This is a genomic window from Streptomyces sp. CLCI03 (assembly GCF_053615355.1).
Genome location: NZ_CM132132.1, coordinates 300325 through 325164, shown reverse-complemented (window position 1 = coordinate 325164; position 24840 = coordinate 300325). Strand labels below are relative to the sequence as shown.

23 protein-coding genes and 2 pseudogenes are annotated in these 24840 nt (G+C 71.2%); 13 read left to right on the top strand and 12 right to left on the bottom strand.

Going from position 1 to position 24840, the window contains the following annotated elements:
- Positions 1 to 9 precede the first annotated feature (9 nt).
- From ACWG52_RS01515 to ACWG52_RS01500, 4 genes are all read right to left on the bottom strand, one after another.
- The gene (locus tag ACWG52_RS01515) at positions 10 to 1221 is read right to left on the bottom strand and encodes a hypothetical protein (protein WP_453127547.1); all 1212 of its coding nucleotides are present in this window, start codon (positions 1219 to 1221) and stop codon (positions 10 to 12) included.
- A gap of 56 nt (positions 1222 to 1277) precedes the next feature.
- Positions 1278 to 1619 carry a hypothetical protein gene (locus tag ACWG52_RS01510; RefSeq protein ID WP_389802565.1) on the bottom strand — a complete coding sequence of 114 codons (342 nt, stop codon included), beginning with the start codon at positions 1617 to 1619 and terminating at the stop codon, positions 1278 to 1280.
- A 224-nt stretch (positions 1620 to 1843) separates the two neighbouring features.
- Complete coding sequence (locus ACWG52_RS01505) at positions 1844 to 2032, bottom strand: DUF6381 family protein (protein WP_030718106.1); 189 nt, start codon at positions 2030 to 2032, stop codon at positions 1844 to 1846.
- A gap of 123 nt (positions 2033 to 2155) precedes the next feature.
- On the bottom strand, positions 2156 to 2902 hold the full coding sequence (locus tag ACWG52_RS01500; protein ID WP_389802569.1) for a VOC family protein: 747 nt from the start codon (positions 2900 to 2902) through the stop codon (positions 2156 to 2158).
- Positions 2903 to 3145: 243 nt separating this feature from the next.
- On the opposite strand from ACWG52_RS01500, the gene ACWG52_RS01495 reads away from it, so the two are divergent.
- Entirely contained in the window at positions 3146 to 4123 is a 978-nt protein-coding gene (locus tag ACWG52_RS01495) for an isopenicillin N synthase family dioxygenase (protein WP_389802571.1), read from the top strand.
- Positions 4124 to 4212: 89 nt separating this feature from the next.
- Positions 4213 to 5448, top strand: a complete 1236-nt coding sequence (locus ACWG52_RS01490; RefSeq protein WP_453127544.1) for an alpha/beta hydrolase family protein — start codon at positions 4213 to 4215, stop codon at positions 5446 to 5448.
- Between the two features lie 89 nt (positions 5449 to 5537).
- Here the strand turns inward: ACWG52_RS01490 and ACWG52_RS01485 are convergent, their stop codons facing one another.
- A complete protein-coding gene (locus ACWG52_RS01485; RefSeq protein WP_453127542.1) occupies positions 5538 to 6827 on the bottom strand; it encodes a sulfite oxidase in 1290 nt (429 codons plus the stop codon).
- A 149-nt stretch (positions 6828 to 6976) separates the two neighbouring features.
- Between ACWG52_RS01485 and ACWG52_RS01480 the strand changes: the two genes are divergently transcribed.
- The gene (locus tag ACWG52_RS01480; protein ID WP_389802579.1) at positions 6977 to 7510 is read left to right on the top strand and encodes a GNAT family N-acetyltransferase; all 534 of its coding nucleotides are present in this window, start codon (positions 6977 to 6979) and stop codon (positions 7508 to 7510) included.
- Positions 7511 to 7546: 36 nt separating this feature from the next.
- Here the strand turns inward: ACWG52_RS01480 and ACWG52_RS01475 are convergent, their stop codons facing one another.
- The gene (locus ACWG52_RS01475) at positions 7547 to 8497 is read right to left on the bottom strand and encodes an SDR family NAD(P)-dependent oxidoreductase (protein ID WP_390138975.1); all 951 of its coding nucleotides are present in this window, start codon (positions 8495 to 8497) and stop codon (positions 7547 to 7549) included.
- 484 nt (positions 8498 to 8981) lie between these two features.
- Here ACWG52_RS01475 and ACWG52_RS01470 point away from each other — a divergent pair, with 484 nt between their 5' ends.
- Positions 8982 to 9497 carry a hypothetical protein gene (locus ACWG52_RS01470; RefSeq protein ID WP_453127540.1) on the top strand — a complete coding sequence of 172 codons (516 nt, stop codon included), beginning with the start codon at positions 8982 to 8984 and terminating at the stop codon, positions 9495 to 9497.
- A gap of 75 nt (positions 9498 to 9572) precedes the next feature.
- Here the strand turns inward: ACWG52_RS01470 and ACWG52_RS01465 are convergent.
- A pseudogene (locus tag ACWG52_RS01465) lies at positions 9573 to 9890 on the bottom strand (SRPBCC family protein); the annotation flags it as partial.
- Positions 9891 to 11132: 1242 nt separating this feature from the next.
- On the opposite strand from ACWG52_RS01465, the gene ACWG52_RS01460 reads away from it, so the two are divergent.
- The gene (locus ACWG52_RS01460; protein WP_389802588.1) at positions 11133 to 11549 is read left to right on the top strand and encodes an LppU/SCO3897 family protein; all 417 of its coding nucleotides are present in this window, start codon (positions 11133 to 11135) and stop codon (positions 11547 to 11549) included.
- 473 nt (positions 11550 to 12022) lie between these two features.
- On the opposite strand, the pseudogene ACWG52_RS01455 reads toward ACWG52_RS01460, so the two are convergent.
- Positions 12023 to 12496 (bottom strand): annotated as a pseudogene (locus ACWG52_RS01455) (DUF4259 domain-containing protein).
- 135 nt (positions 12497 to 12631) lie between these two features.
- A complete protein-coding gene (locus ACWG52_RS01450; RefSeq protein ID WP_453127537.1) occupies positions 12632 to 13333 on the bottom strand; it encodes a hypothetical protein in 702 nt (233 codons plus the stop codon).
- Between the two features lie 608 nt (positions 13334 to 13941).
- On the opposite strand from ACWG52_RS01450, the gene ACWG52_RS01445 reads away from it, so the two are divergent.
- The 5 genes from ACWG52_RS01445 to ACWG52_RS01425 all read left to right on the top strand — a co-directional run bounded on the left by ACWG52_RS01445 (position 13942) and on the right by ACWG52_RS01425 (position 18260).
- Positions 13942 to 14211, top strand: coding sequence for a hypothetical protein (locus ACWG52_RS01445; RefSeq protein WP_390138980.1), 270 nt, complete (start codon positions 13942 to 13944; stop codon positions 14209 to 14211).
- A 773-nt stretch (positions 14212 to 14984) separates the two neighbouring features.
- Positions 14985 to 15425: a hypothetical protein gene (locus ACWG52_RS01440; protein WP_389802599.1), complete on the top strand. Its 441-nt coding sequence runs from the start codon at positions 14985 to 14987 to the stop codon at positions 15423 to 15425.
- Between the two features lie 303 nt (positions 15426 to 15728).
- Positions 15729 to 16145: a hypothetical protein gene (locus ACWG52_RS01435; RefSeq protein ID WP_389802602.1), complete on the top strand. Its 417-nt coding sequence runs from the start codon at positions 15729 to 15731 to the stop codon at positions 16143 to 16145.
- A gap of 491 nt (positions 16146 to 16636) precedes the next feature.
- Positions 16637 to 17551, top strand: a complete 915-nt coding sequence (locus tag ACWG52_RS01430; RefSeq protein ID WP_389802604.1) for a MerR family transcriptional regulator — start codon at positions 16637 to 16639, stop codon at positions 17549 to 17551.
- Positions 17552 to 17714: 163 nt separating this feature from the next.
- The gene (locus ACWG52_RS01425; RefSeq protein WP_389802606.1) at positions 17715 to 18260 is read left to right on the top strand and encodes a hypothetical protein; all 546 of its coding nucleotides are present in this window, start codon (positions 17715 to 17717) and stop codon (positions 18258 to 18260) included.
- A 370-nt stretch (positions 18261 to 18630) separates the two neighbouring features.
- Here ACWG52_RS01425 and ACWG52_RS01420 read toward each other — a convergent pair whose 3' ends face one another.
- On the bottom strand, positions 18631 to 19551 hold the full coding sequence (locus tag ACWG52_RS01420; protein WP_389802609.1) for an SDR family oxidoreductase: 921 nt from the start codon (positions 19549 to 19551) through the stop codon (positions 18631 to 18633).
- A gap of 521 nt (positions 19552 to 20072) precedes the next feature.
- Here ACWG52_RS01420 and ACWG52_RS01415 point away from each other — a divergent pair.
- Positions 20073 to 20717, top strand: coding sequence for an L-threonylcarbamoyladenylate synthase (locus ACWG52_RS01415; protein ID WP_453127535.1), 645 nt, complete (start codon positions 20073 to 20075; stop codon positions 20715 to 20717).
- Positions 20718 to 21125: 408 nt separating this feature from the next.
- Positions 21126 to 21965 carry an endonuclease/exonuclease/phosphatase family protein gene (locus ACWG52_RS01410; protein WP_453129110.1) on the top strand — a complete coding sequence of 280 codons (840 nt, stop codon included), beginning with the start codon at positions 21126 to 21128 and terminating at the stop codon, positions 21963 to 21965.
- Positions 21966 to 22380: 415 nt separating this feature from the next.
- Here the strand turns inward: ACWG52_RS01410 and ACWG52_RS01405 are convergent, their stop codons facing one another.
- Together ACWG52_RS01405 and ACWG52_RS01400 are read right to left on the bottom strand one after the other, a co-directional pair.
- Complete coding sequence (locus ACWG52_RS01405; protein ID WP_389802614.1) at positions 22381 to 22995, bottom strand: hypothetical protein; 615 nt, start codon at positions 22993 to 22995, stop codon at positions 22381 to 22383.
- Positions 22996 to 23383: 388 nt separating this feature from the next.
- Positions 23384 to 23851, bottom strand: coding sequence for a hypothetical protein (locus ACWG52_RS01400; protein WP_389802617.1), 468 nt, complete (start codon positions 23849 to 23851; stop codon positions 23384 to 23386).
- A 253-nt stretch (positions 23852 to 24104) separates the two neighbouring features.
- Between ACWG52_RS01400 and ACWG52_RS01395 the strand changes: the two genes are divergently transcribed.
- Entirely contained in the window at positions 24105 to 24782 is a 678-nt protein-coding gene (locus ACWG52_RS01395) for a hypothetical protein (protein ID WP_453127532.1), read from the top strand.
- The last annotated feature ends 58 nt before the right edge of the window (positions 24783 to 24840 follow it).

Sequence of the window (24840 nt, the reverse complement as noted above, 5' to 3'; positions counted from 1 at the left end):
CCGTACGGTTCACAGCTCCGCGAGGGCGAGGATCGCCTCCATGGCTTCGCCGGGGAGGTGGGGAGAACCGGCCGCGGCCTCGGCCGTGCGCAGGTCGGCGTCCCCGAGCAGGATGAGCAGTGCCGGGGCTGGCAGGTTCGGGTGGGCGGCCGCCTCGCGGCGGACCCGGGCTTCGTCGTCCTGGGCGAGGCGCTCGACGAACTCGGCGGGCAGTTCGGGGTCCCGGAGGGCCAGGGCGCGCATCCTGGGATCCGGATCGGTGGCGAACCGACGCATCGTCTCGGGCGGGAAGACCGCGTTGTCGGCCGGGCTGCCGGGCCACTTGCGGTTCTCCTCGTGCGCACGCTCAAGGCGTTCGGCGGTGTCCGGGTCGAGCACGGACACCGCCGCGGCCATCGTCTTGCGTACCTCGCTGTCGGGGTCCTCGAACAGACGGGCGATCGCCGTCCGCGGCAGGGCGTCGCCGGCAGCCGCGGCCGAGCGGCGGAACGCCGGGTACGGGGAATCGACGTAGGGGAGAGGATCCTCCCACACCCACACGACGATGCGTATGCGCAGTTCCAGCATCGCGATGGAGCAGAAGACATCCTCCTCGTCCGCGTCGAAGGGGTCCATCCTCGTCTTCTCCGAGCCGGCCGGCAGGCCGGCATGGATCACCTCGCGCAGGCTCTCCGCCGTGTCCTTCCGCAGGAAGACCTTCACGCGGACCATCGGATCCTCGTCGAGCCCCAGCAGGGCCACCAGATCCGCGGGGAGGTCCGGGTGCTCCGCGAGGGCGCCGCGCACCGCGGGGTCCGGATCGGTGGCCAGGCGGGCCCGCAGATGGGACGGCGACCGCCGGTTGGCCGCGGCGGCCTGACGTACCCGCGCGGACCGGTCGGTGACGAACGCCTCGACCAGGTCCCGGGGGAGGGGCGCGTCACGGCCGGCGAGCGCCGAGCGCACCGAGGCGTCATCGTCCCGTACCAACCGGCGCTTCATCCCGACCGGAAGGTCCGGGTTGCAGGCGAGCGCGTGGGTCGCCCTGCCGTGACCGAGTGCGTCGATCTCCTCGGCCAGCTGCTGCGTCAGATCGCTCCGCCACCTGGCCGCTTCGTCGCGGGCTGCGCCGTGGTGAACCAGCCGCCGCAGGAGCGGAACCGGCAGTCGCGCGTTCCGCGCCAGCGCCGCGAGTACCCCGTCGGGATGAACCAGGACGGGAAGACGCGGTGGGGTCTGCATGGCGGATCATGTTATGTCGGTCGGCTGTTCGGTCGGCGGGCTTTTTCGTTCTGTGCTCAGTGGGGCAGCTGCTCGACCACGCTCGTGCCGCTGCCCTCCTGAGACTCCCAGGTCCAGGTCTCCTCCAGCCGCAGGCGACCGTCGGGCAGTTCCGTCAGGAGCGAGGTGCAATGCCCGGACGCGGTCGTCCCGTCGAGGCGGAGCTGGACGTAGCGGAAGTCGACGGTGCGGCCGGCCCGGGTGCCGACGAGGTAGCCCATGGCCACGTCCCCGCCCCGGTACTCGGCCCAGACGCGGTCGTCCTGCTCGTGGTACTCGAACCGGGTCCGCCGGCCGACCTGTCCGGGGGCCTGGTCGGCCACGGGGGCGAAGACGAGGCCGTCGAGCGAGCGTGCCACGGGTGACTCCTGGGGGAAGGCGGTCCGGGGCAGCAGCCTATGCGGTCGCTCGCGGATCTTGTCGGGACGGCGGCGCAGACGTCCGGGGCCGATGACCGTGCAACGGCTGATGACCGCGCAATGGCCGGTGGCCGCGCAACGGCCGGTGGCCGCGGCGACGGGGGATCGCGGCGGACACCGGCCGGTGCGGGGGCGTGGGAAAACGGGGGAGGGGAGAGGCCGGGCTACATGGGGTCCATGCCCCGGTCGTCCATACGGCCCTCCTGCTCGCTCTGCTCCTGGAGTCGGCGGGCCTTCTCCTTCAGCCGGCGGCGCTCCTCCGGGTCGGTGGACCGCTCGGCCGCGTCGTTCAGCTCCTTCGCCTTGGCGCGCATCTGCTGGGACCGGCCTCGGGACTCACCTGAAACGCTCATGTTCGCTCCTCGGATCTGTGGGGGAGAGCGGGCGGATTCAGCGAACCAGGACTGCCGTGCGCCCGCATCTCGAAGCGCCCCCGAGTGTGAGTCGCGCCCCGATTCGGCGACCGACGGCGACGGTCAGTCCGTGTCCGGCCCGAGGGCCGTGGTGAGCGTGAACAGGGCCCCGTCCGGGTCGCGCAGCGTCACCCACCGCTCCGTCGCGTTCGAGGTGATGTCCGAGACGGGCCGCCCGCCCAGCGAGACGGCGGCCGCCATCGCCGGCTGGAGCTTCGGCACCCGGAAGTGGACGTGCCAGCGGGGCCGGGTGTGGGGGGAGTAGGAGGCGATCTCCACGGGGCCGCTGTTCAGGCGGGCGACGGGTTCGCCGTCCTGCCGCAGTACGACCTGGTCCTCCTCGTACGAGACCTCGCAGCAGCCGGTCCGGCCGGTGGCCCACTCCAGCACCGCGCCGTAGAACATCGCCGCGTCCAGCGCGTTCCTGGTGCGCAGTTCCAGCCAGGCGGGTGACGGGCCCCGCCCCACCCTCCAGTCCGCCTCCACATTGCCCTCCCAGATCCCGAAGACGGCCCCGTCCGGATCGGCCACGAGCGCCGCGCGGCCGCCCGACTCGAAGGACACCGGGCCGACCGCGATCGTGCCCGTCCGCTCCCGGATCCGGTCCACCGCCACATCGGCGTCGTCGACGGCGAAGTACGGGGTCCAAGCCGCCGCGACGCCCAGGTCCGCGGCCAGCGCCCCGATGCCCGCCACCGGGACACGACCCTGGAAGGCCACTGAGAACGCCTCGCCGAGGCGGGTCGGGCGGAACCTCCAGCCCACGACCGCACCGTAGAAGTGCTGGGCCGTACCGAGGTCGCGCGTCATCAGGCTCACCCAGCACGGTGCCCCGAAGACTTCCCTCGTCGAAATCTCCACCACTCGCTCCGTCCCTGACCAGCCGCTCGCCCTCCCCCTCATTCTGGTCCTTCTCCGGACGATCCTCGCGCATGACAAGGGTGAATGCGCACAGAAGGTGTCCGAGAATCACGCTCCGTGGTGATCCCGTCCGATGGTGCGCGGCGATAATCTCGGTCCCGGACGCCCCGTAGCCCGGAAGGCAGGTCTCCCATGGCCGGATCCCAGATTCCCGTGATCGATCTCGGGCCGTGGCGGTCCGGCGGACCCGAGGCCCGCGCCCGTACGGCCGCCCGCGTCGACGAGGCACTGCGTGCGGCCGGCTTCCTGCTGGTCACGGGGCACGGCGTGGACCCCGCACTGCCCGCGCGGATCCGGGAGGCGGCGAGTGAGTTCTTCCGGCTGCCCGCGACCGCGAAGGCGCCCTACGCCGTCACGGTCGGCGGCCGGGGCTGGCTCGGCCCCGGGGCGGAGGCCAACAGCTATGCCGAGGGCACGGCCTCGCCGCCCGACCTCAAGGAATCGTGGTCGTTCGCCGCCGAGGAGCCCACCGGCGTGCCCTCCGTGGACGCCGAATGGTTCGCGCCCAACGTCTGGCCGGCCGAAGTGCCTCGGCTACGGCCGCTGGTGACGGAGTACCTGCGGCTGATGGGGAACCTCTCCGACGAGCTGCTGGAGCTCCTGGCCGGTGCCCTGGGTCTGGGGGAGGACCACTTCACCCGCCACACCTCGCACCCCACCTGGGGGTTCAACCTCAACTGGTACCCGGGCACCGAGGTCGTCGGCCCGCCGCTGCCCGGCCAGTTCCGTATCGGCGCGCACACCGACTTCGGTACGGTCACGGTCCTCGACCGGCAGCTGGGCGCGGGCGGGCTCCAGATCCACACCGACGCCGACGGCTGGCAGGACGCGCCCTTCGATCCCGGGGCGCTCACCGTCAACATCGGTGACCTGATGGCCCGTTGGACGGGTGATCGCTGGCGCGCGGGCCGCCACCGGGTGCTGCCGCCGCCCACCGACACCCCCACGGAGGAGCTGATCTCCCTCGTCTACTTCTACGAATGCGATCCGCACACCCGGGTGGAGTCCCTGCCCGCGCCCGTCGGCCGGGTGGTGCACGACCCCGTCGACTCCCACACGTACCTGCGGGGCAAGCTCGACTCGATCAGCGTGGCTCATACCCAGGAGTGACCGGGCGCCTCCTCGTCCCCCCGGAGTCGGACGGCGGATCGCTCTCGTAGCTGACGATCCGCCAAGATCGGCCGCATAGCGTGAAGTTCATGAAGCCGATGACGTCCACGAAGTCGACGACGAAGCCCATGACGTTCACGACGAGCCGCTGGACCGCGGCCTCCGTGGCTCTTCTCGCCCTCCTGCTGCCGCTCCCGCTCGCCACCGCCGGCACCGCGTCCGCCGCGGACACCTCCGTCACCGTCGCCGGGCCCCCGGCGGCCGGCGCCGAGAGCCGCCGTACGACGGTGGAACTCCCGCGCCCCACCGGTCGTTTCGCGGTCGGCCGGGAGGACCTGCACCTGGTGGACCGCAGCCGCACGGACCCCTGGGCCGGTTCCGGTCCGCGCGAACTCATGGTCACCATGCGCTACCCGGCGCGGCACGACACCGGCCGCACCACCCGCTACCTCACCTCCGAGGAGGCCCGACTGCTGCTCGTCGACCGCGGGCTGGACCAGGTGATCCCGGTCGAGACCCTGACCGGTACCCGCACCCACGACCGGACGGGCGCCCGCCCGGTCGCCGGACGGTACCCGCTGATCGTGCTCTCCCCGGGCTTCACCACCCACCGGTCCACGCTCACCGCGCTCGCCGAGGACCTGGCGTCCCGCGGCTACGTCGTCGCCTCCGTCGACCACGCCTACGAGAGCGTCGGCACCGCCTTCCCCGGCGGGCGCGTCCTCACGTGCCTGGCCTGCGAGAAGGTCACGGACGAGGCCGGCTACCGGACCGTGGGCGAGACCCGCGCCCGCGACGTGTCCTTCCTCCTGGACCGCCTCACCGGACGCAACCCCGTGTGGAGGCACGCCGGACTCGTCGACAAGAGCCGGATCGCGATGGCCGGCCATTCCATCGGCGGCTCCTCGACCGCCGCCGCGATGGCCGCCGACCCCAGGATCCGGGCGGGGATCAACATGGACGGCGGCTTCTCCACGCCGCTCCCCGCGGCCGGACTCGGTGGACGCCCGTTCATGCTGCTCGGCGCGCAGCAGCGCGGCCCCGGCGGCAACGCGAGCTGGGACCGTGACTGGCCGCTGCTCGACGGTTGGAAGCGCTGGATCACCTTCGCCGACTCCGGCCACTTCACCTTCACCGACTTCCCGGCGATCGGCGAACAGTTGGGCCTGCCCGACGACGAGGCCCCGCTGCCCGGCGCCCGCTCCGTCGAACTGACCCGCCGCTATGTCGCCGCCTTCTTCGACCAGCACCTGGGAGGCCGTCCGCAGTCCGTGCTCGACGGCCCGTCCGCGGACGCGCCGGAGGTCCGCTTCCACACCCCCTGACCCCGGCGGCCACGGCACCGGAGTCCGGAGGACAGGCGGCAGGAGTCAGGGGGCCAGGGGGTCAGGGGTCAGGGGTCAGGGGTCAGGGGTCAGACCACCGTGACCGGATGGCGAACCACCGCGTCGAAGAGGTACCCCTGCGTGTTGTGCACCGACCGATCGGGCTGCGTCCGCCCGGTCGCGTCGGTGGCCCGCGCCAACAGCGACGTCGCCCCCGTGGTCCGCGGGGTCCACGGCACCGACCAGCGCACCCAGCCACCGCGGCGCGGGGTGTCGTGCAGGTGGGCCCGCCGCCAGTGGCCGCCGCCGTCCGTGCTGACGTCGATCCTGGTGACCGGCGCCGCCGCCGACCAGGAACGGCCGGTCAACAGCCGGGTCCGGTGCACGGGAACGGCGGCCCCCAGCTCCAGCTCGAAGGCGCTCTTGAGGGTCTGCCGAGTCAGCGGCGCACTGCCCTGGGCCGGGTGCTCGGGCCCGAACAGCCGGTACATGTCGGTGTTCCAGGGCGAGTACAGCGGCTCCCCGCTCACCTCGATGTCCCCGACCCACTTGATCGACGAGATCCCGACCCAGTCCGGGACCACGAGGCGGACCGGCCCGCCGTGATCGGGCGGCAGCGGCCGCCCGTTCATCTCGTAGGCCAGCAGGACGTCGTCCAGCGCCTTCGAGATCGGCAGCGGGCGCCGCACCCGGCCCAGGTTCACCCCGTTCGCCACCACCTCCTCGTCCAGCCCGCGCGGCAGGACGTCCACGGCGCCGCGGGCGACGCCCGCCAGGCGCAGCACGTCCGACAGCCGCGCGCCGCGCCAGCGCGCGACGCCGATCGCGCCCAGGGTCCAGGCGGTGCCCGTGACCGGCCGGCCCTGCTGCGTGCTGTAGAAGCTGCGGCCGTTGCCCGCGCACTCGATGAACAGCGTCCGCTCCACGGACCGCAGGGCGCGCAGCCGCGCGTACGACAGCTCCAGCGGGCCGCCGGTCAGCCCGTCGCCCCACACGGTCAGCCGCCACCCGTCGGCATCGATCCGCGGGGTCGAGGTGTGGTTGCGTACGAAGAACCGGTCGATCGGGGTGAGCTCGCCCGTGCCGCGCAGCGCCGCGAAGTTCGTCTCCGCGTTCGTACCGCGAAGGGTGAACAGCTCGGGCGGCAGCGGCTTGACGGTGCGCGGCACCGGGTCGGCGGCGGGTGCGACCGTCCCGGCCGGTACGGCAGCCGCCGCGGTGCCCCCGGCGGCCACGCCCAGCGATCCGGCGGCGGCCCCCGCCGCGAACAGCTTCAGCAGATCACGGCGGTCCACTCCGGCGGAGCGGGCGCGGCCGCGCGTCCACTGCCGCAGGCGCGTACGGTCGTACCGGCTCTCGTCCGACAGATCGAGGGGCATGGCAGGAGCACTCCTTGGTCGCGGTTCCCACGGACCGTAGAGGCCCGCGGGGACTCGCGGGAACCTTCCCGCGGCGCCTGCCACGAATCCGCAACATCCCCGCAACGGCCGATTACCGCTGGTCGGCGGAATTTCGGCAGGATGTGGGCATGACCGAGATCCGTACCCCCCGACTTCTCCTCCGCCGCTGGACCGACGACGACCTCGTCCCGCTCTCGGAGATCAACGCCGATCCGGAGGTGATGCGCTGGATCGGAGAGGGCGAGACCCTCGACCTGGACCGCACCGCCGAGGACATCGAGCGCTGGGAGGAGGAGTGGGACGAGGAGGGCTTCGGCATCTTCGCCGTCGAGCTCCTGGGCTCCGGCGAGCTGATCGGCGCCGTCGGCCTCTCGATCCCCGAGCACCTGCCCGAGGTACTGCCGGATGCCGAGATCACCTGGCGCCTCGGCCGCCAGTACTGGGGCCAGGGCTACGCGTCCGAGGCCGCCCAGGCCACTTTGGAGTTCGCCCTGCAGGACCGCGGCCTGGACCGGGTCGTCGCGATCAACCGGGCGGGCAACGAGGACTCCGAGAACGTGATCCGCAAGCTCGGCATGGTCCTGGAACGCGACACCACGGACCCCCGGTACGGGCACCTCCTGCAGATCCACGGCATCGACCTCACCGAGTACGAGGCCTGAGCCCGCCCGGAACCGGTGCACGGGCCTGTCGGCCGGTCATCCGATGCCGGCCCCGGGGTCGACGCCGGTCAGGTCACCGCTCGTCTCCCACAACCGGCCCGCGACCGACCGGTCGGCGAGGTGGGGCCATATCGGGTAGGGGCGGGGTTCGCCGCGCAGGCCGAAGACGCGCGGTCCCCACAGCCGGTCGCCGCGCACGGCCGGATCGAGCACCGCTCGGACCGCGGGCCACGCCCCGGCGTGCTTGCCCTGGAGGAGAAGGGCCGCAGGGGCCGCGCCCAGCCGCGCCCCGGCGGTTCGCGCAGGGAGCGGTGGCCGTGACGGGGTGAGGGAGTCCAACGCGCCCCCGGGATGGGTCACCACGCTCGTCACCGTGCTGCCGGCCGTGCGCAGCCGGCGGTCGAGTTCGACGGCGAAGGACATCTGCGCCAACTTGGAGCGTCCGTAGGTGCGCTTGGGCCGGTAGTCCTCACGGGACTGCAGGTCGTCCAGGTCGAGCCGCTCGGACTTCGCCGCGAAGCTGCCCATGGTCACGACTCGGGCCGCCGGCGCGGCCGACAGCAGGGGCATCAGCCACCGGGTCAAGGCGAAGTGGCCGAGGCGGTTCGTACCGAACATGAGCTCGTGGCCGTCCTCGGTCTCCCCGCGCGGCGGGTCGTCGAGCGCGACGCCGGCGTTGTGGACCACCGCGTCGAGATGCTCCACCTCCAAGGCTTCCGGCACCGTTTCGAGCGACGGGAGGTCGGCGAGGTCGAGCCGTACGGCCCGCACCCGCGCCCCGGCCACGCGCGCACGGATCGAGGCCGTGGCGGCTTCGGCCTTGGCGGGGTTCCGGCTGCCGAGTACGACGGTGGCTCCGGTGGTCGACAACTGCTCGGCGACGAAGTACCCGATGCCGGCGTTGCCGCCGGTGACCAGGAAGACGCGCCCCTCGGCGCGCGGCAGCCGTCGGACGTTCCACGGCGTGGTCGAGGAGGTGGACGACATGGCGTCGGGGCTCCCTTCTGGAGGAAGGCGGCCGCGACTGTTCCGCCGGCCACTCGACACCCACGGTGCGGGCGGCCACCGGCAGATCGCCGATGGATCACCGACAGTCCCGCCGGGCGGCCGACATCCCGCCCACAGGGGGCCGGCCCGTCGGTCGACACGGCGGTCGCGCGCGGACGGACCTGCGGTTTCGGAATCATCTATTCCGGAGACGGTGTCCCGGAATCACCGTGATTGTCCCCGCGCCGCGACGGCGCCCGACGCGACATCAGAGGGAGACCATGGGCTGGAAAGGCGCACGTCGCAAGGCCGCATCGACCACTCTGGCCGCAGTGGTGGCCCTCGTCCTGGCGGCCGGGACCCCGGTCGGCGCCCAACCTCGGACGGGGACCGTATCGCCGTTCGGGGCCGTGGCCGAGGGGCGGAACGCCTCCCCGACTCCCCCTCCGCCCCGCCTCCCCCGGGACTTCCGCGGCAAGGGCACGTGGATCGTCCGGGACCTGGACATCACGGTGCCGTTCACCTGGGAAGGGCGGGACGGCGACAGCCAGATGACCGCGGGGGCCCGCAGTACCCGATCTGGTTCACCAACCTGATCTACCACGACACGCTCTACACGCTGACGTACAAATGGCCCGGTCTGAACGAGCACCCCTGCTCACGCATCCCCGGCTTCAACCTGGAGGCGCTCAACGAGGGCTTCGAGAACGCCCGGTTCGTCGGGCGGGAGACCCTCCGGCGCACCCCGGAGCGGCATGTGAACCACTGGAGGGTGGGCGTGGTCGTCCCGGAACTGCCTCCCGGGAACTACCCGCGCCTGCCGCTCGCGCTGGGTGACATCTACGTCGACGAGAAGGATCGGGGCACCTTCTGGCAGGTGCTGCAGTTCGGAATCCAGAACCTCTACGACCCGGAGCTCGACGAGTGGCTGGTCATGGACACCTTCGAGCACCGGCCGGGCACCGTGACGCTCCCTCAGCGGTGCGAGCCGCTCCGCTGACCGCGTCCACCTGAACCGTGCGGGCATCGGCTCCGGCGTCGGCATCGGCTCCGGCGCTGGTGCCGACGCCGCGGGTCAGCGCGGCTGATGGTGGGCGCGGGCCTCGGCGGTGGCCTTGAGGTCGCTCAGCCATCCTTCGAGTCCCTGGCGGAGGATGGCGGTCGCGGTGGGGACGTCGGCGTCGACCTGAGGGCCGGTGTGGGTCTCCTCGGTGGTCACCCGGACGCCGCCGCGGGTCTGGGTGAAGGTCCACACGTGGACGCCGTCGATGTGCAGGCCCTCGCCCGTCGCGGGCCCCGACCAGCGCACGCAGGTGTGGCGCCTGAGCTGCTCGACGGTCGACGTGATCTGCAGGCTGGTGGCCGGAGTCGGGTTCGGGGGAACCGGGGTCGACACCGACCCCACGGCAGGTGAGAGAGGCCCCGGAGCGGGGGCCGGGGCCGGCGGTCGCCCCGGCGGGCACCGCGGTGGCGGCGAGGAGGCCGACCACGAGCGGGATGATCGCCAGGGTGGTGCGCATCCCGGTGCGGAGGTCGATGCGGAGCCCGGTGTGATGGACGTCGGACATGGGGTTCCCCTTGGGCGTTCCGTGGACGCAGAGTGCCGATCGGCAGAGACTCAATCGATTGTTAGAGGCTGTAACTGGGCGCGGGTGGGATGCAAGAGGGCGGGCACTGCCTCCCACGGTGGCTGGTCGGCGAGGCGTGAACTCGAACATGAATGAATCGGAACGGGACCCGCTCGCACGGCTGTGGGGAGAGCGCATGCGCATGCCGTTCCCACCGAACATGTGCGGTCGAGAGATCGAAGGGGAAGGCCTGGTGTACCTCGACGCGTCGATCGCCGGCGGTATCACTCCGTCGATCGATGACGAGGGCGCCGCGATCGAGTACTACGAGCGCCTGCGCGAGACGGCCGCGTCGGCAGCGGATTTCGGCAACGACGGCCCTCGGTGGCGTCCAGTGGTGGGGCGGTGGCCCGGGCCACGCCTTGCTGTTCGGAGCCATGACGGTCGAGTTCCATCGATCGTGCGGCGGGCTGCTGCCGTCGGGTCCGTGGCCCGGGTGGCGGCGGTCCGAGCGCCGGTGCCGGGGGTTCGCCGGGCGGCCCCGGAGTTCCCGGCCGGGGAGGAGGCCGGGGTGCGGGGTGTCCGGGTGCCGTACGGATCCGGGCGGCAGCCCGTCGTGCGGGCGGACCTGCCCCGTGACGCCGGGGGGAGGGGGGCGTCACGGGGGCGGGGCCCGCTGCGGAAGCCCGACCCCCCCAGGGCGTGGCCTCCGACACCACGCGTGTGACCCGGCTCCCGCTCCTCAAACGTCCTTCGTCTCAGCAGTACTGAGAGGACGTCACCTCCTGCAGTTCGCGGGCCGGCGAACGGAGCCGCTCCCTTGCTGTTCAGCGCGTGGAAGCGGACCCCGGACGCCGCGCGCCTCGGGCCGCCGCGCGCACGCCCTCGGATGCCCGTCCCGGGTGCATCGTCCGATCCGTCCGGGGTCCGGCGCCGTCGCCTGACGGGTCGACAGGGATCACGACTCCGTATCTGATCGGAAAACGGAAGGGGAGAGTCCCTTTTGTGTGTTCGGGAGCCGGTAGCGTACGCGCGTTCGATCCCGTACACGTCCCCAAGGAACCTCCATGGCCACGCCCCCCGCGCCGCAGACCCCCGAGCAGCCCGCCGCTCCCGGCACGTCCGACGTCCCCGTCGCGCCGTCCGAACCCGCGAAGAAGAAGGGCACCCTGGGGAAGAAGATCCTCGGCGTCGTCGTGGCGATCGCGGTCGTACTGTTCTGGCGCCTGGGCCTTCCCTACCTGACGGGCGAGGCCCCGGTGCACGCGGAGGCCGGCGACTGCGTGGTCGTCACCGGCCCGGAGAACGCTCCCGAAGTCGAGAGCAAGGGCTGCACCGAGAAGGTGGCCGACCTCTACAAGGTCGTCAAGGTCGTCGACAACACCTTCGACCTCGACAAGTGCCAGGGCGTGGCCGACGTCGCTCTCGCGCAGCAGCTCGACGCGGACAAGTTCGTCCTCTGCATGAACCCCGTCAAGAACTGACGCCCCACACATGGTCGTAGGGGCCGGACCCGCCAGGTCCGGCCCCTACGGCGTCCCGCAGGCCGTCAGACGGTGCGCCTGCGGCGCGGCCGAGCAACCTCGACGTGGACCGCGCTCGACGACCGGACGCCCTTCTACGAGGCCGACGTCGTTCCGGCCGGGCCGATTGCGGACCTCCGGGTCGAAGTCCGGCTGCGGTCCGGGCTGTCGAGCGGGTTCAAGCTGTCACCCGAGCACGGAGGCCGCATCGTCGCTCCGGGCCACGTAGACGGTCACGATCGAGGCCACAGCGTCGACTTCGATCGGGCCGGCGATCCTCAGCCAGGCCAGTTCGGGCAGGTCCTCGGAGCGATCGAGCCGGCGGAACGAGCCACGGAAGCGCCCTCGGACGCCTGACCGATGACGTCACCGCTGCCGCAGACCGCGCCCTTCCTGTCCGGAAGTGTCCATGCCTCGCCGGTCGACGGGCGGGATCAGAGCCCAGCTGCCACGCCGGGCCGACCGAGTCGGGCCACAGCCGAGATATCGAAGAGGGCTTCCTCTTGTGGCGGTGTCGGAGGGTCGAGGACATCGCGGAGGCGGGTGATGTCCTGGCGCCACTTCGACCAATTCGCAGCGTCGGCCCACAACTCGGTGAGTTCGGACCGGTCGGACACCACCTGGTCCAGGGCGTCGACGGCGAGCATGCGAAGGTCCGCGGGCAACTCCGGTAGCGGCTCTGAGGGGCCCTAGCTCGAACATGCCGGATCGCCGTCAGGATGCTGGGCGGCGACGAGAGCCGCCGCGGCCACTGCACGCTCGCCGTCGAAGACACCCAGGAAGTCCGCAGGCCCGGCGGCACGCTTGAGCACGCCCCGGATCATGGCTTCGCGTTCCTCCAGTGCTGCCTCGTCCAGGTCACCGCCGAAGTCGGCGGCGGTGTCGTTGTCGAAGGGGCCGATGTCCAACCAACCGCAGGTGGAGCCTTCGTCATGCCGTGCTCGCGGATCGAGCCCCCGGCCTCGGCCGCCGCTGGGCCGCAGCCGCACCCCGCTTGCGGCTGAGCGACAACGTACCTTGCCCCAGCGGCACCAGTCGGCCAGTCAGGAACCGAGGGCTTCCCGCCGCTGCCCATGCACAACTGCGTCCTGGAGTGAGCTGTCGGTGACGTGGAGGGTTTGCTGGTCTCCCGTTTGGAGGGTTGTTTCCTGGAGTGAGCTGTCGGTGACGTGGAGGGTTTGCTGGTCTCCCGTTTGGAGGGTTGTTTCCTGGAGTGAGCTGTCGGTGACGTGGAGGGTTTGCTGGTCTCCCGTTTGGACGGCCGTTCCCTGTAGCCAGCTGTCGGTCACCCGCAGCATCTGCTGATGACCCGCATACACGACGGCGTCGTGCAGAACCGCATGGCGCAGATCGACGGTCTGGCCATCGCCGCTGGTCAGTTGGAGCCCGTAAATGACGCAACCCCTCAGATCCACGCCAGCTGCTTCCGCCACGGCGGGGCGTGTCGAGGAGCCTTGGTCATCCGGCGGCTCCTCGAGATCTTGGAGCCGCCTCGCCTTCTCTTCGGCCGCTGCAGCGTCGTAACCTCCGATTTCCGCGAGGGCCCTGACTACCGACAACACGCTGGTGTGTCTCGCACTCGTACCTGCGACGACCCGCCGCACCGTCTCCGGACTGATGTCGGCACTGCGCGAGTCGGCGAGAATGGCCGCGCTGATGGCCCGCACCGGGGGACTGCCGGCTGCCCGGTAGAGCTCCTGGACCTCGTGGGTGATCGCAGTCGGGGCGGCTGCGGACGATGACATGTCCGGCGAGGAAGGTGTCGTGTTCTCCGGAGCGGGCCGAAGCGCGGCCGGCCGTGTGCGCTGCGCGCTTTCGCTCTCCGAGCGACGTGCAGGTGACGTCTCGGCCGCAGGCGAGGGCGATAATGTCGCCAGGGCCACTTCGACTTCTCGGCGTCGGTTCATCCAGCCGCGCATCGTTTCCTCGCCTGCGGGTGCCCACGCCGGAACCATGGCTCGCAGAACGGTGACGGACGGAAGACGCTTCGCACTGAGCGCGGCGTAGACACTCGATCTCCCCACCCCGTACTTCGCGACGACTTGGTCGACGCCGAACGGCGCGGGTATCTGAGAGCTCTGGGGTTTCTTGCCCTCGCCTGGCTCCGGGACGCCTGTCCTGTACTCCCGCGGCGGAGCGGAATCTCGCAGTCGGCGCAGGTCAGAGGCGAACGCCTCCAGTGGCTTGGATCGATCCAACGGACGCGAACGAGGCATTGACCACCCCTCAGTAGTCCCTGGTTGTCCCGCTTAGTCCAAGAATACCGGTGCGGGTTCCGCAGTTTGGTGGAGTTGCCGAAGGCGCCCCCTCGGCGGCATTGCGCCGTCACTGACCAGCGGAAAGAGGATCCCTCATGTCCTTCGACAAGCAGCTCGACACCCCTGCGCTCAACGCCCCCGAAACCGCTCCTCGCTGGCGGCGTGTGGCTCTCCCCGTTCCGCCGGTGAGCAAGCTGGTGCAGGACGGCCACCTCACGTCGAGGCCGGGGACGGTCGCCGGCTCGGGCCTCGGCGTATGGATCGCGACCGGTCACACGCAGGGTGACGTCACCTGGGCGACGGTGGCGGTCGCACTGGCGGCGATCGCAGCGGACGCCGTCCGCAGGTGCAGGTGTGCCTGCTGACCGCCGCGACGCGACCGCGGGGCTCAGCGTCCCGGGAAGGTCACAGCGCTGCGCTGCCGCCCTGCGATATCGCCGGAGGGCGGCACCCCGTACCCTCGCCGGCTCACCGGCGAAACAGCACCTTCAGACCCTGGGCCCCGGGTCTGGAAGCGGACTGACAGCAGCCTGCCCGCCGGGTCGTGCCCGGCGGGCAGGCCGCGCCGTTGTCCCAGGCCAGGCGCACACCGGCCCCGGAGTCTTCCGAGAGCATCCGAAAACGGAGCCCATGGCCTTGGCGCCTGACGCGCCGACACACCTTCCCCCAGGCCGCAGACGTACGGGGGACACCACGGCGCGCTGCGAACCACTGACCTGCCCCTCCTCAGAGCCACCGCGACCTGCGAACGGCCGCCGTCGCTCAGCCTCGCGCCCGGTCGGGCTGCGGCCGGCGGTACGTCACCTGCGAGCAGGAGCAGGAGCAGGCCATGCCCGAGCAAGAGGACGGCGGATGGCTCTCCCGCTGCTGCCCTGGGCAAGCAAGCCCCCCCTGGGGGCCAGGCGGGCAAGCCACCCTCGAACGGGGGCCGGCCCACGGCCGTCGCAGTCCGGCGAGCTGGGACTGCGCCACGGCGATCTCCCGCACAGCGGCTGCGGTGGGAGCCGGCCTTGCTCGCCCTGCGCCTGTGACTTTGCCCGCTGGTCGGCCAGGCGCCGCAGTGTTTGCTGTGGTCCGTGTTGAGAGGTTGCCGGGGTCCTGGTGCGCGAGGTGGTGGTCGGGCAGGTAGTTTGCTCGGGTGAGTCTCCTTGATGATGTGGCCGAGCGCGATGGCTGGCGCTGTTGGGTATGTGACGAACCGGTCGACCCCGACGAGTCGGTGAACGATCCGCGGGGGCCCAGTGTGGACAGCCGGACCGCCGACCGGAAGGCCAAGGTCACCGAGCGGCTTGCGCACCGCGGGTGCAACACCCGCAAGGGCGCGGTCAAGGTGGTCATCGCCTGGCCGGAGCGCCTGTACGTGGTCGAACCCGCGCCGCTGATCACCGTTGCCGAGCGGTTGGAGCGCAAGGGCGGCCGCGAGATGGTGGGCCGTTGCCCCACCAGGAAGGACGCCCAGGAGGCGGCGGACTGGTTGGTGGACCGCTTCTCCCGACTGGTGCCAGGGCTACCGGTGACCGCCGACATCCAGGCCGGCGGCGGCCAGTTCCTCGTCATCCTGGCCACCGGCCGCCGCTGACCGGGGATCACGTGGGCACACCGGCGTCGAGACGGTGGCCATCTGGGCATCCATCGCTGCAAAGCCTGGCCGACGAGCGTGCGAAGGCGTAGCGCCTCCCGCATCCCGCGCTCGCCCCGGGGGGAGGGCTGCACCGGAGGGCGGCTGACCGTTGCCTGGGCGATTGCTTTCTGCGGGGGACCACCTGTTCGCTCATCCACTCCCCTCGTGCGCGAGAGCGGCCGGCGGGCTGGCTGAGCGGCCGGATCGGCCACCACGAATCCGCTTGGGACCGCCCGCGGACGGCACGTACCGTGTCGAGCCATGTGCTACCACACGTTCAACGGCGCCTTCCAACACTACGTGTGCGTCTCATGCAGGCTCGCCTTCAAGGGCAGCGCGTGGCCGATCCGGAAGCGTATCTGTACCAGCTGCCGCGAGCAGCTCGCCTTCGCCGGCTACGACTTCGCCGCGCCCCGACGACGCGACAAGAAGGCATGGTCCGTCGTTGCGGCCGTGCTCGCAGAAGGGCTGACCTACGATCACCGCCCGGGCTGTGGCTGCTCGCGGCTCCCCTCGTTCCGGCCCCGGACCCCGGCGCAGGTGCGTGCCCGGCGACGCGCGGCCGAGCGGCTGGGCCTACCTCTGTCGGTGACTCTCGCCCGTCGTGACGCCTTCACCCCGGAGATCCGCGATGAGCAACCGCCCTCGTCAGCGGCCGGGAAGCGCGATACAACCTGAGCGTCTTGCACACGACGGCACCGACCCGGACTGTGAAGTAGTCCGCGAAGAGCTCAAGGTTTGTCGCCACACAGTCATCATCGCCGCTGCTTGTGAAGGGCGGCACCCCGGTACGGTGCTCGGCTCCACTCGGTAGGACCTCGACCATGCGCGCCGGGTAGGCGGCCCTCTCGTGCGATGTACCGCGCGAGGGCTTACAGGCCCTTGTGAAGCGCCTTCATCCGTACCGGCCCTGGCTTGGTGGCGGCCTTCGCGGAGTCCTACGCCCCCGTGTTCGGCGTGACCCTGCCGCGTCGGGTAGCGCGGTGCTGGGTGCTCGGTGAACTCGTCCTGGGCGGCGGGCCGGGGGGACCTGGCGATGGTTCGGGTCGCGGAGAGGGGCGGGCGTCTCCTGGCACGGATGCCGGGCGGAGTGCCTGGAGTTGCACCTTCCGTAGCGGCATGTGGTCCGGTGGACCTACGTCCCGCCCCCCCAGAGGAAGGCCCTGCCCGTGTATTCGTCCTTCATTCCGCCGCGCCAGGTCAGGATCGGTGACGCGGCGGCCTTCGTGGGCACCACACCGCGGGCGATCCGTCACTACCACGAGATCGGCCTGCTCCCCGAGCCCGAGCGGGGCGGCGACGGCCGCCGCCGCTACGGCTACGAAGACATGATCCGGCTCCTGTGGATCCGCAAGACGGCCGACGCCGGGATCGCCCTGGACGACATCCGTGACGCCTTCGCCGACACGGCATCCGCCGGTGCCGACAGCGACCACGACATCGCGGGCGTCCTGGAACGGCTGGAGGAAACCCTCGTCGCCCAGGAAGCGGAACTGCGGCGACAGCGGACTGCCGTGCGGCGCATGCGCACCGAAGGCAGCCGGATGGGCCTGCTCTCCGACCTCGTCACCAGCCGCCTCACGAGCCTGCCCGAGGGCTCCGTGCGCCGGTCCGACCTGGACAGCCTGCTGGTCACCGAGCGGATCTTCGGACCGCTCGGTGCGGCCCTCCAGGCCACCCGCTTCATCGCCCTGGCCACCCACTCGGATCTGCGTGAGGAGTCCGACCGCGTCGATGCCGCCGAGGAGGCACTCGATGACACGGTCGCGGTCGATGACCCCCGCGTGGCCCAGGTGGCTGCCGAACGGCATGCCTTCGAGAAGGTGCTGCAAGCAGTCATCGAGGACTCCGACCTGGCGCAGAGCGACGATGCGCTCCTCGACTCCTGGGACGCTTCGCACCCCGCCACCGCAGACGAGAGCGAGGGCGAGAGCGAGGGCGAGGCCGGCCGAAGCTCTGGCAGGGGGCAAGGATCCATGAGCGCATTCGAAGCGACCGGAAAGATGCCCTACGACTTCTCCCCGGCCCGCCTGCGCTGCATGGAACTGGCTGGACAGATCGCCGCCCACGAGGCACCCGCATGAGTGGAAGGTTTTCTCCCGGGTGCCGTCGGCGGCCCACTTCCGCAGTCGGTTGTGGGCGCTCTTCCGCGATCCGACGTGTTCGGTCGGGGTCATCCACCGCGTCTCGGCGCGGTACTTGGGTGTGATCGCGTCGATCAGCGGCGGAGCGCTATGCTCCGCGCCTGTGGAAGACATCGAAATACGACAGCCGCAGCAGGCCCAGCTCACAGACGAGGTCGTCCTGCGGTTCACGGGCAGTGTGGAGAAGGGCGAGCTCCGCGAGGGACTGAAGGCCGCGGGAACGTTTCGGCGACTGCGTTGGCTCGCCGCCGCAGGCGCGCTCTTCATCGCGCTCCTGGGTGTGCGCGTCGATGCCGAGGGCGGCTCGGTCAACTTCGGCCTCATCGCCTCGGCCGTCGTCTACGCGACCGTGTTCGCCCTGGTCGCGCCGCGGAGGATCGTCACGCATGCCCTGCGGGCCCAGCGGGCCCACGAGGGCGCGGACTGCTTCGTCGACGGCACGGGCATCGCGGCTGTCCTCGACGGCGTGGAGATCAAACGCCTGGGCTGGGACGAGATGACGCGATATCACGAGACCCCGAGCCTCTACACCGTCGTGGGCAGGACCGGCCGCAGGACCTGGGCGATGGTCCTGCCCAAGCGCCTGCTGACCGCACCCGACGCCGAACTCCTCGGCGCGGTCCTCGATTCCCGGCTGCGCCGCGGCTAGGCCGTTTCTTTCGGATCTTGTCGGTCGAGCCCGGGTCGTCCGGTGCGGTGCCTCGCAAGGCGGAGGGGCGCTCGTGTACCGGACGTACTCGTGTGCCCCGACAACGCGGCGAGGTGCCGTGCCGGGCGGGCCGGGCCCGGCAAGATCCGAAAGAGATGGCCTAGACCCGTCACCACCTTCACACCCCGGTCACCGTGGCGGGGAACGCGGACCGCGCAGAGCTGTCCGCGGCCCTGCCCGGTTCGCCACCCACCTGCAGATGCACCGCGGCCCGATGCTCGCCCACTCCGCGACCCCACATCGGCACCGCCCACGTCCTCGCCGCGCTGATCGGCTCCCGGGCTCCCCGGCCGCCCGGACCGCAGCCGGCTCAAGGGCCCCAGGGAGGCTTGTGGGCGTTCCAGTCGGCGAGGCCTCCGGCCCCCAGGACGGTCGCGTCGGCCGTCAGTTCGCCGGCCGTGGGGGTACGCAGCTCGCGTCGGGCGATGCGGGCCACGATCGGCGGGAAGAGCGGCCGCAACGGCTGGCACCACCGCAGCCAGGGCGGCGCGTAGACGGAGGGGGAGCGGCGCGTGATCCCCTCCGCGAGCCATTCGGCGACCTGCTCGGGAGAACGGACCCGACGGGCGAACCGGGGCTGGTGGCGGCGCAGGGCCCGTAGTACGGGGACCGCGTCGAGGCCGCTGATCATGTCGGTGCCGGTCCAGTGGACGTAGGCGATCCCCACGGCGACACCGTCGGGCTCCACCTCGCCGCGCAGCGCCAGGGCGAAGGACTCGACGCCGGCCTTGGAGGCGCAGTAGGCGCTCATCATGGGGGAGGAGCCCAGCGCGGCGGTGGAGGCGACCTGTAGGAAGTAGCCACGCGTGCGGGTCAGCTGGGGGAGGAAGGCCCGGGCGGTGTTGGCGGATCCGGTGAGGTTGACGTCGATGACCCGCTGCCACAGTTCCGGAGCCGTACGGTCGAAGGGCCCGCCGACGGCGATGCCGGCATTGGCGGCGACCACGCTGGCCGGTCCCAGCACCTCCTCCACGTGCCGGGCGGCGGCGTGCAGTGCCGCGTTGTCGGTGACGTCGCTCTCGACGCACAGGCTCCGGTTCGGCAGGGTCCTCGCCGTCGCGTGCAAGGACGCCTCCTCGCGGCCCAGCAGCGCCACGGACATTCCCGCCTCGGACAGGTTCCGTGCGAGTGCCGCCCCGATTCCGCGTGCGGCGCCGGTCACGACCGCGACCCTGCCCCGCAGCGGGGTACCGGGATGACGGTGCCGGCCGGGCGTGGACATGTCGAGCATCGAGCCCCTCGTTCCTCGTGCGGGCAGAGCCCGTCGGTGCGGTCCCGGCATCGCGCGGACCGCACCGCCTCTCTAACAGTCCGAGGCCCCGTAGCCTGCGCATCCCCGCACCAGGGCACCCGTGTCACTCCGGGTGGCGTACATCGAAGGGCCCCCGTCGTCCCCCGGGCGACGGCGCGCTCGCCTCATGCGAGCGATCACAGGTCCGCGTAGCCGAGGCGCAGCCGCCCGGGCCGGGTGCGGCCCACGCGCCCGGCGCGGCGGGGAAGCGAGCCCCGTACGTGATCGGCGCGTGCCCAGGGACCGACAGCGGCAGCCGACCGATCAGACCGGGCCCAAGCTGCAGCGCGTACACCGTCCTCTGCCGCCAGGCGGGGGTCGTGCGTCAACGCGGTGACAGGGCCCGCGCTCCCACGCCTCGGACGATGAGGCGGAAGTGGGTGGCCGTGCCGGTAGCCTGCCGGGGTGAGCCGGCAGGCGCGGGACGAGCGCCCGGCGGGATGGCGGGATGGAGGACGGACATGGCCCTTCGATATGACTGCTCGACGGCGTCGGGCCGGGGCGACGGGTTGCGCGAGGCCGCGTCGGCGGTGCGCCGCGGTGAGCTGGTGGTGCTGCCGACGGACACCGTCTACGGCATCGGGGCGGACGCCTTCGACCGTGACGCGGTGGAGGGGCTCCTGAACGCCAAGGGTCGGGACCGGGCCATGCCCTCCCCGGTACTGGTCGCGTCCCCTGACGCCTTGCACGACCTGGTCACGGACCTCCCCCAGGAGGGTTGGGCCCTGGTGGAGGCGTTCTGGCCGGGTGGCCTGACTCTGGTCGCCCGCCACAAGCCGTCGCTGACGTGGGATCTCGGGGAGACCCACGGCACGGTCGCGGTGCGGATGCCGTCCCATCCGGTGGCTCTTGAACTGCTCGCCGCGACGGGGCCGATGGCGGTCTCCTCCGCCAACCTGACCGGGCACCCGTCCCCGCAGGACTGCGACGCCGCCCACGGCATGCTCGGCGACTCGGTCGCCGTCTACCTCGACGGCGGGCGCACCGAGGCTGCCGTCGCCTCCTCGATCGTGGACCTCACCGGGCCGGTCCCGGTCCTCAGGCGCGCGGGCGCGATCAGCGCCGAGATCCTGCGCAAGGTCGTACCCGACCTCAAGGAGCCGTGACCTCCGGAGACCGGTCCTAGGTCCCGAGCCCCCACCGGCCCACCCGCGTACGCGGTCAGCGCGCTGGACTGTCTCGTGGTCGTGGTGCTGGGCCACGGCTCGTGCGGTGCGGTGGCGGCCACCCGTACCGCCCTGGCCGACGGCAGCGCCCGGGTCGCCGCCACCCGCGGCCTGCCACAGGAAGCGTTGTTCGGTGATCCGCTTGATCTTCTGCGAAGCCAGGAGCAGCTCTTCGTATGGCCCCGGCGCGCGCGTCGTTGCCGGTGGGTAGCGGGTCTGCGTAGCGCCGAACTTCCTGCCGCACGTTCAGGCTCACGAGTAGTCGCCCTCACACTTGAGTGTGATGATGTGCGTCCACTCCGGGAGGCGATCGTGCTGAGAAGGGGCGCGCGGTGGGCCGCGGTCGCGATGACCGCGGTCTGCCTGGTGCTGCTCCACGGCGCCGGCGCACCGAGCGGTGGCCTTCCCCTTGCCAGGCCGCTGCCGTCCGATGCTGCCGAGGCGATCGTCGGGGACCGGGTCGGCACGTGGAACATCTGCAATCCGTGCGGGAGCGGGAACAACTTCGGCCGGGCGACGGAGATCGCCACGTACGCGCCGCAGGTCATCGGCCTGCAGGAGGCCTGCGTTCGAGACGTCGAGCGGATCCGCCGATACCTGGAGGAGATCTACGGGCTCGTCTACCGGGTCGGATACGGGACGGTCCTGAGGAACTGGAACCGTTGCGGGGGACTGCCGTGGCGGCCGGGCGGCTACGGTCAGGCGATCCTCTCGGCGGCGCCGATGACGGACCGCGTGAGCGTCGAATACCCCGTCGGCGGCTCCGAGGACCGCGGTTACCTTGCCGTCACCACGCTGGTGGACGGCCGGCCCGTCCGCGTCTTCAACACTCACCTCGCCCAGCGCAGGCAGGGCGAGGTGCGTGCGGAACAGATCGAGGTACTCGCTGCGGAAGTCGCTCGCCACGACCGTGCAATCGTCCTCGGCGACTTCAACGCCGTGCCGCACGCGCCCGAACTCGCCCCGATGTGGGCCCTGGCCCCGGACGCAGACCCCGGCTGCCGACCCTCGGCCACCGATGCCGGCACGGACGCGTGCGAGGCGACCACCGACTGGGACAGCACGTTCGACTACGTGTTCCTGCGTGGCATCACCTCGCGCACACACCACGTCCGCCCCAGCCTCTACTCGGACCACCACGTGCTGTACACCGACCTGAACGACGGGGTGGCGCCCGATCCCCGCTGAAGGCCCCCGAGAACCTCCTGGTGGGGCAGTCGATGCTGCTTCTCCACCGCGTCCCAGACGGGCCGCTCCGCTTCGCCGCTGTTCGTCGTGTCCACGGCCTGCTCGGTCCGACCGCGCCGGTCGTCGGGGCGGTGGCGGTGTCGGCGGGTCACGGCCCGCAGGCCCGCGCCCGTCATGGGCATGTTCGGGAGCGCCTTGAGCGCAAGCATCCGCGACGGGACCTGCGCACTGGATCGAGAGACCGATGTACCGCTCGGCGCCAGACCCCACCATGTCCTCCGGCGCGCCTCGACATCGCACGGTGCGCCGCTGATGACTTCGCCCTCACCGGCATCGCGCCTGTCACCCTGCGCGGCCCGTGGACCGCTCACGGACGCGGAGGCGGCAAGGCGCCACGGACCTCCGTCGGGCCGTCTCAGGCGAGGACGTTGACGGCCCGGGCGACGACGAGTCCCAGGATCATGAGGGAAAGGATGGACTGGAGGGTCATGACGCTCTTGGCCCACGGGGCAAGTGGCATGACGTCGGTGGGGCTCAGCGCGGTGGAATTGGTGAACCCGAGGTAGAGGTAGTCGATGTAGTGGGGGCGCCAGTGCGGGGCGTTCAGTTCGGGGCTGAGCTGTTGGGGAAAGGCGAGCGCCGGAGTGGGTGGCATGTGGTGGGCCCGGGCGGCCGGTCCGCCGCTGTCGAGCTCGAAGTACAGGAGGGAGAAGGCGAGAACGGTGGAGGACCAGACGCTGCCGCCGGCCAGCAGGAGGGCATTGGCGGAGTTCGTCTCGTGCCCACCGTGGATCAGGTCGTCGATCAGCTGGATCGTCGACCAGATGGCGCTACTCACGAGCACCACGACCAGGGCGACCGCCACCGAGCGCAGGACAGTGGAACGGCGGCTGATCCGACCGGGGTCACCCGAGATCAGCGCCACCAGCAGGAGGCCCTCGGCGAGGGGGAGCGCCCATCGGGGCCCGAGGCGCAGGTCGTCGGGCAGGAGCAGGGTGAGGACCGCCGATGCGATGACCGCTGCGGCCATCGGCCAGCGGCTCTCGGTACGGACAGCAGACCTCGGCCCCGGCTCACGCAGGCTCGTACGGTCCGTGTCGGAAGGGTTCTGTCCGGTCACGGTCGATTACTTCCCGGGCCTGGTGGCAGCTCAGATCGCATGTGCCGCCGAGCTCATACGACGTCGGTGTTGCGGATGATGTCGGTCACCCCTGGTGTCGGATTCATGTGCCGCTCCTCGCAGGTGAAGGCGTACAAGGCGGCTGCCTCGACGACCGTGCCGGGGAACGCTCGCCCGGCATGACGCGGCGCCGGACCCTGGATCCACCGTAGACCGGGGTGATCAAGACCCGCGGCCGACACGCTCCGCGTTCACACGCCCGCCGAAGCGACAGACCGTAGGCTTGAGCTGCCGAGGTTCAGATGTGGGCCCGGATCTGCTTCACCGGATGGCCGAGTCGGTCCGACAGCGCCGTCAGTTCGTCCTCGCTGAACCAGAGGCGTTCGGGGTTCCAGATGGCGATCTCGAAGCGGGCGAATCCACAAGGCCAGTTGTAATCCAGCACATCCAGAGTGGTTGATCCGCCACAGCACGGGACCTCGATCGCGAGCGTGGTGAACCCGTCGTCGCAGTGAGCCTCAAGGAGGTCGCCCCACCACTCCGTGTCGATGTCTGCCTGGCACAAGGGGCAACCGATCCTCTCCAGGTTGCCGCCGCAGTCAACAGCGGTCACCACGTCGTGCCACGTCACGTCGATCTCCACGTCCAGGCCGTCGGCAACTTCGGGAGTCAGCTCCTCGACGAGCGCGATGACGCGATCAACCGCATCGCGATCCGGCTGCCACTGCGGATCACTCGGAATGATCGACAGGACGTCCTCGCTCATCGCTTCCCCACCTCGTCAGGCCACTGCAACGTCACGACGGGATGCTATCGATTGCATGTTCTGATGTCGCACCGCCCTGGACCCGATGCCCGACATGGGCCTGTGAGGTGTTCCTGGAACTCGGCATCACGCCAAAGCCGGCCCAGCAGTGCGAAAATCGGACTCCCGTCAACGCGATCGGGCCGCTCACGCTTCACTCACCTCGATGTCGGTGAACCTTGACGGATGTGGACGCAGAACATGGAAGGCAGCGATGACACCGCTGGACCTACTGGTCAAGCAGCACGCGGCCCCGGTGTTGAAAGCGGCCGGCTTCAAGAAGTCCGGCCGAGCCTTCCGCCTCACCGCCGGCAACGGCGATCAAGCCGTTCTCGGGCTCGCCCGGCACTACGTAGACCCTCATGCGGCCGTCTTCGAGGTCGGCTACGGCATCGTGCCGGCGCCGTACTGGGAGTGGATTGACCGGCACTCAGCCATCGGAAGCGCACGAGCCCCCATCGCTTTCGGGCCCGCAGTGCCGGCCGGCCAAGCGATCCCGCCGCCTCACGCAGCGCACGCTCCGGATTCCGTGACGTCGTTTCGCGAGCGCTGGGCCCTGCGCGAGGACAACGGCCTCAGCTGCGGCGAGGCGCTGGCGACGGTCCTGCGCGACGAGGCCATCCCGCAGATCGTCCACCTTCTCGATCGAAGCAATCTCCTGCAGGAGTGCCGCCACCCAGTGCTGCCAGTTGTGCGACTCGTGCCGCTCACGAGGGTGGAGATCCTCCTTCGGGTCGATGACGCTTCGAATGAGGAGATCGAATCTTTGCTGGCCGATGTGCAGTTGGCCGGCCCGCACGACGACTTCATCACCTGGACGCGTCAACGGCTGACAGCTCGAAGCAGCACAGCCGATCGAGCCGGCGGCGGCGTAGGGGTCGGCGACGGGTAGGCGGGTGGGGGCCGCCGGCTGTGGAAAGGGTCGGGCCGAGGAGGTCCCGGCCGCCGGC

What these genes read in the sequence shown, in the direction of transcription:
- ACWG52_RS01515 (WP_453127547.1), bottom strand. Translation starts at nt 1,221, where the DNA reads ATGCAGACCCCACCGCGTCTTCCCGTCCTGGTTCATCCCGACGGGGTA.
- ACWG52_RS01505 (WP_030718106.1), bottom strand. Translation starts at nt 2,032, where the DNA reads ATGAGCGTTTCAGGTGAGTCCCGAGGCCGGTCCCAGCAGATGCGCGCC.
- ACWG52_RS01500 (WP_389802569.1), bottom strand. Translation starts at nt 2,902, where the DNA reads ATGACGCGCGACCTCGGTACGGCCCAGCACTTCTACGGTGCGGTCGTG.
- ACWG52_RS01495 (WP_389802571.1), top strand. Translation starts at nt 3,146, where the DNA reads ATGGCCGGATCCCAGATTCCCGTGATCGATCTCGGGCCGTGGCGGTCC.
- ACWG52_RS01490 (WP_453127544.1), top strand. Translation starts at nt 4,213, where the DNA reads ATGAAGCCGATGACGTCCACGAAGTCGACGACGAAGCCCATGACGTTC.
- ACWG52_RS01485 (WP_453127542.1), bottom strand. Translation starts at nt 6,827, where the DNA reads ATGCCCCTCGATCTGTCGGACGAGAGCCGGTACGACCGTACGCGCCTG.
- ACWG52_RS01480 (WP_389802579.1), top strand. Translation starts at nt 6,977, where the DNA reads ATGACCGAGATCCGTACCCCCCGACTTCTCCTCCGCCGCTGGACCGAC.
- ACWG52_RS01475 (WP_390138975.1), bottom strand. Translation starts at nt 8,497, where the DNA reads ATGTCGTCCACCTCCTCGACCACGCCGTGGAACGTCCGACGGCTGCCG.
- ACWG52_RS01460 (WP_389802588.1), top strand. Translation starts at nt 11,133, where the DNA reads ATGGCCACGCCCCCCGCGCCGCAGACCCCCGAGCAGCCCGCCGCTCCC.
- ACWG52_RS01450 (WP_453127537.1), bottom strand. Translation starts at nt 13,333, where the DNA reads ATGTCATCGTCCGCAGCCGCCCCGACTGCGATCACCCACGAGGTCCAG.
- ACWG52_RS01445 (WP_390138980.1), top strand. Translation starts at nt 13,942, where the DNA reads ATGTCCTTCGACAAGCAGCTCGACACCCCTGCGCTCAACGCCCCCGAA.
- ACWG52_RS01435 (WP_389802602.1), top strand. Translation starts at nt 15,729, where the DNA reads ATGTGCTACCACACGTTCAACGGCGCCTTCCAACACTACGTGTGCGTC.
- ACWG52_RS01420 (WP_389802609.1), bottom strand. Translation starts at nt 19,551, where the DNA reads ATGCTCGACATGTCCACGCCCGGCCGGCACCGTCATCCCGGTACCCCG.
- ACWG52_RS01415 (WP_453127535.1), top strand. Translation starts at nt 20,073, where the DNA reads ATGGCCCTTCGATATGACTGCTCGACGGCGTCGGGCCGGGGCGACGGG.
- ACWG52_RS01410 (WP_453129110.1), top strand. Translation starts at nt 21,126, where the DNA reads ATGACCGCGGTCTGCCTGGTGCTGCTCCACGGCGCCGGCGCACCGAGC.
- ACWG52_RS01405 (WP_389802614.1), bottom strand. Translation starts at nt 22,995, where the DNA reads ATGGCCGCAGCGGTCATCGCATCGGCGGTCCTCACCCTGCTCCTGCCC.
- ACWG52_RS01400 (WP_389802617.1), bottom strand. Translation starts at nt 23,851, where the DNA reads ATGAGCGAGGACGTCCTGTCGATCATTCCGAGTGATCCGCAGTGGCAG.
- ACWG52_RS01395 (WP_453127532.1), top strand. Translation starts at nt 24,105, where the DNA reads ATGACACCGCTGGACCTACTGGTCAAGCAGCACGCGGCCCCGGTGTTG.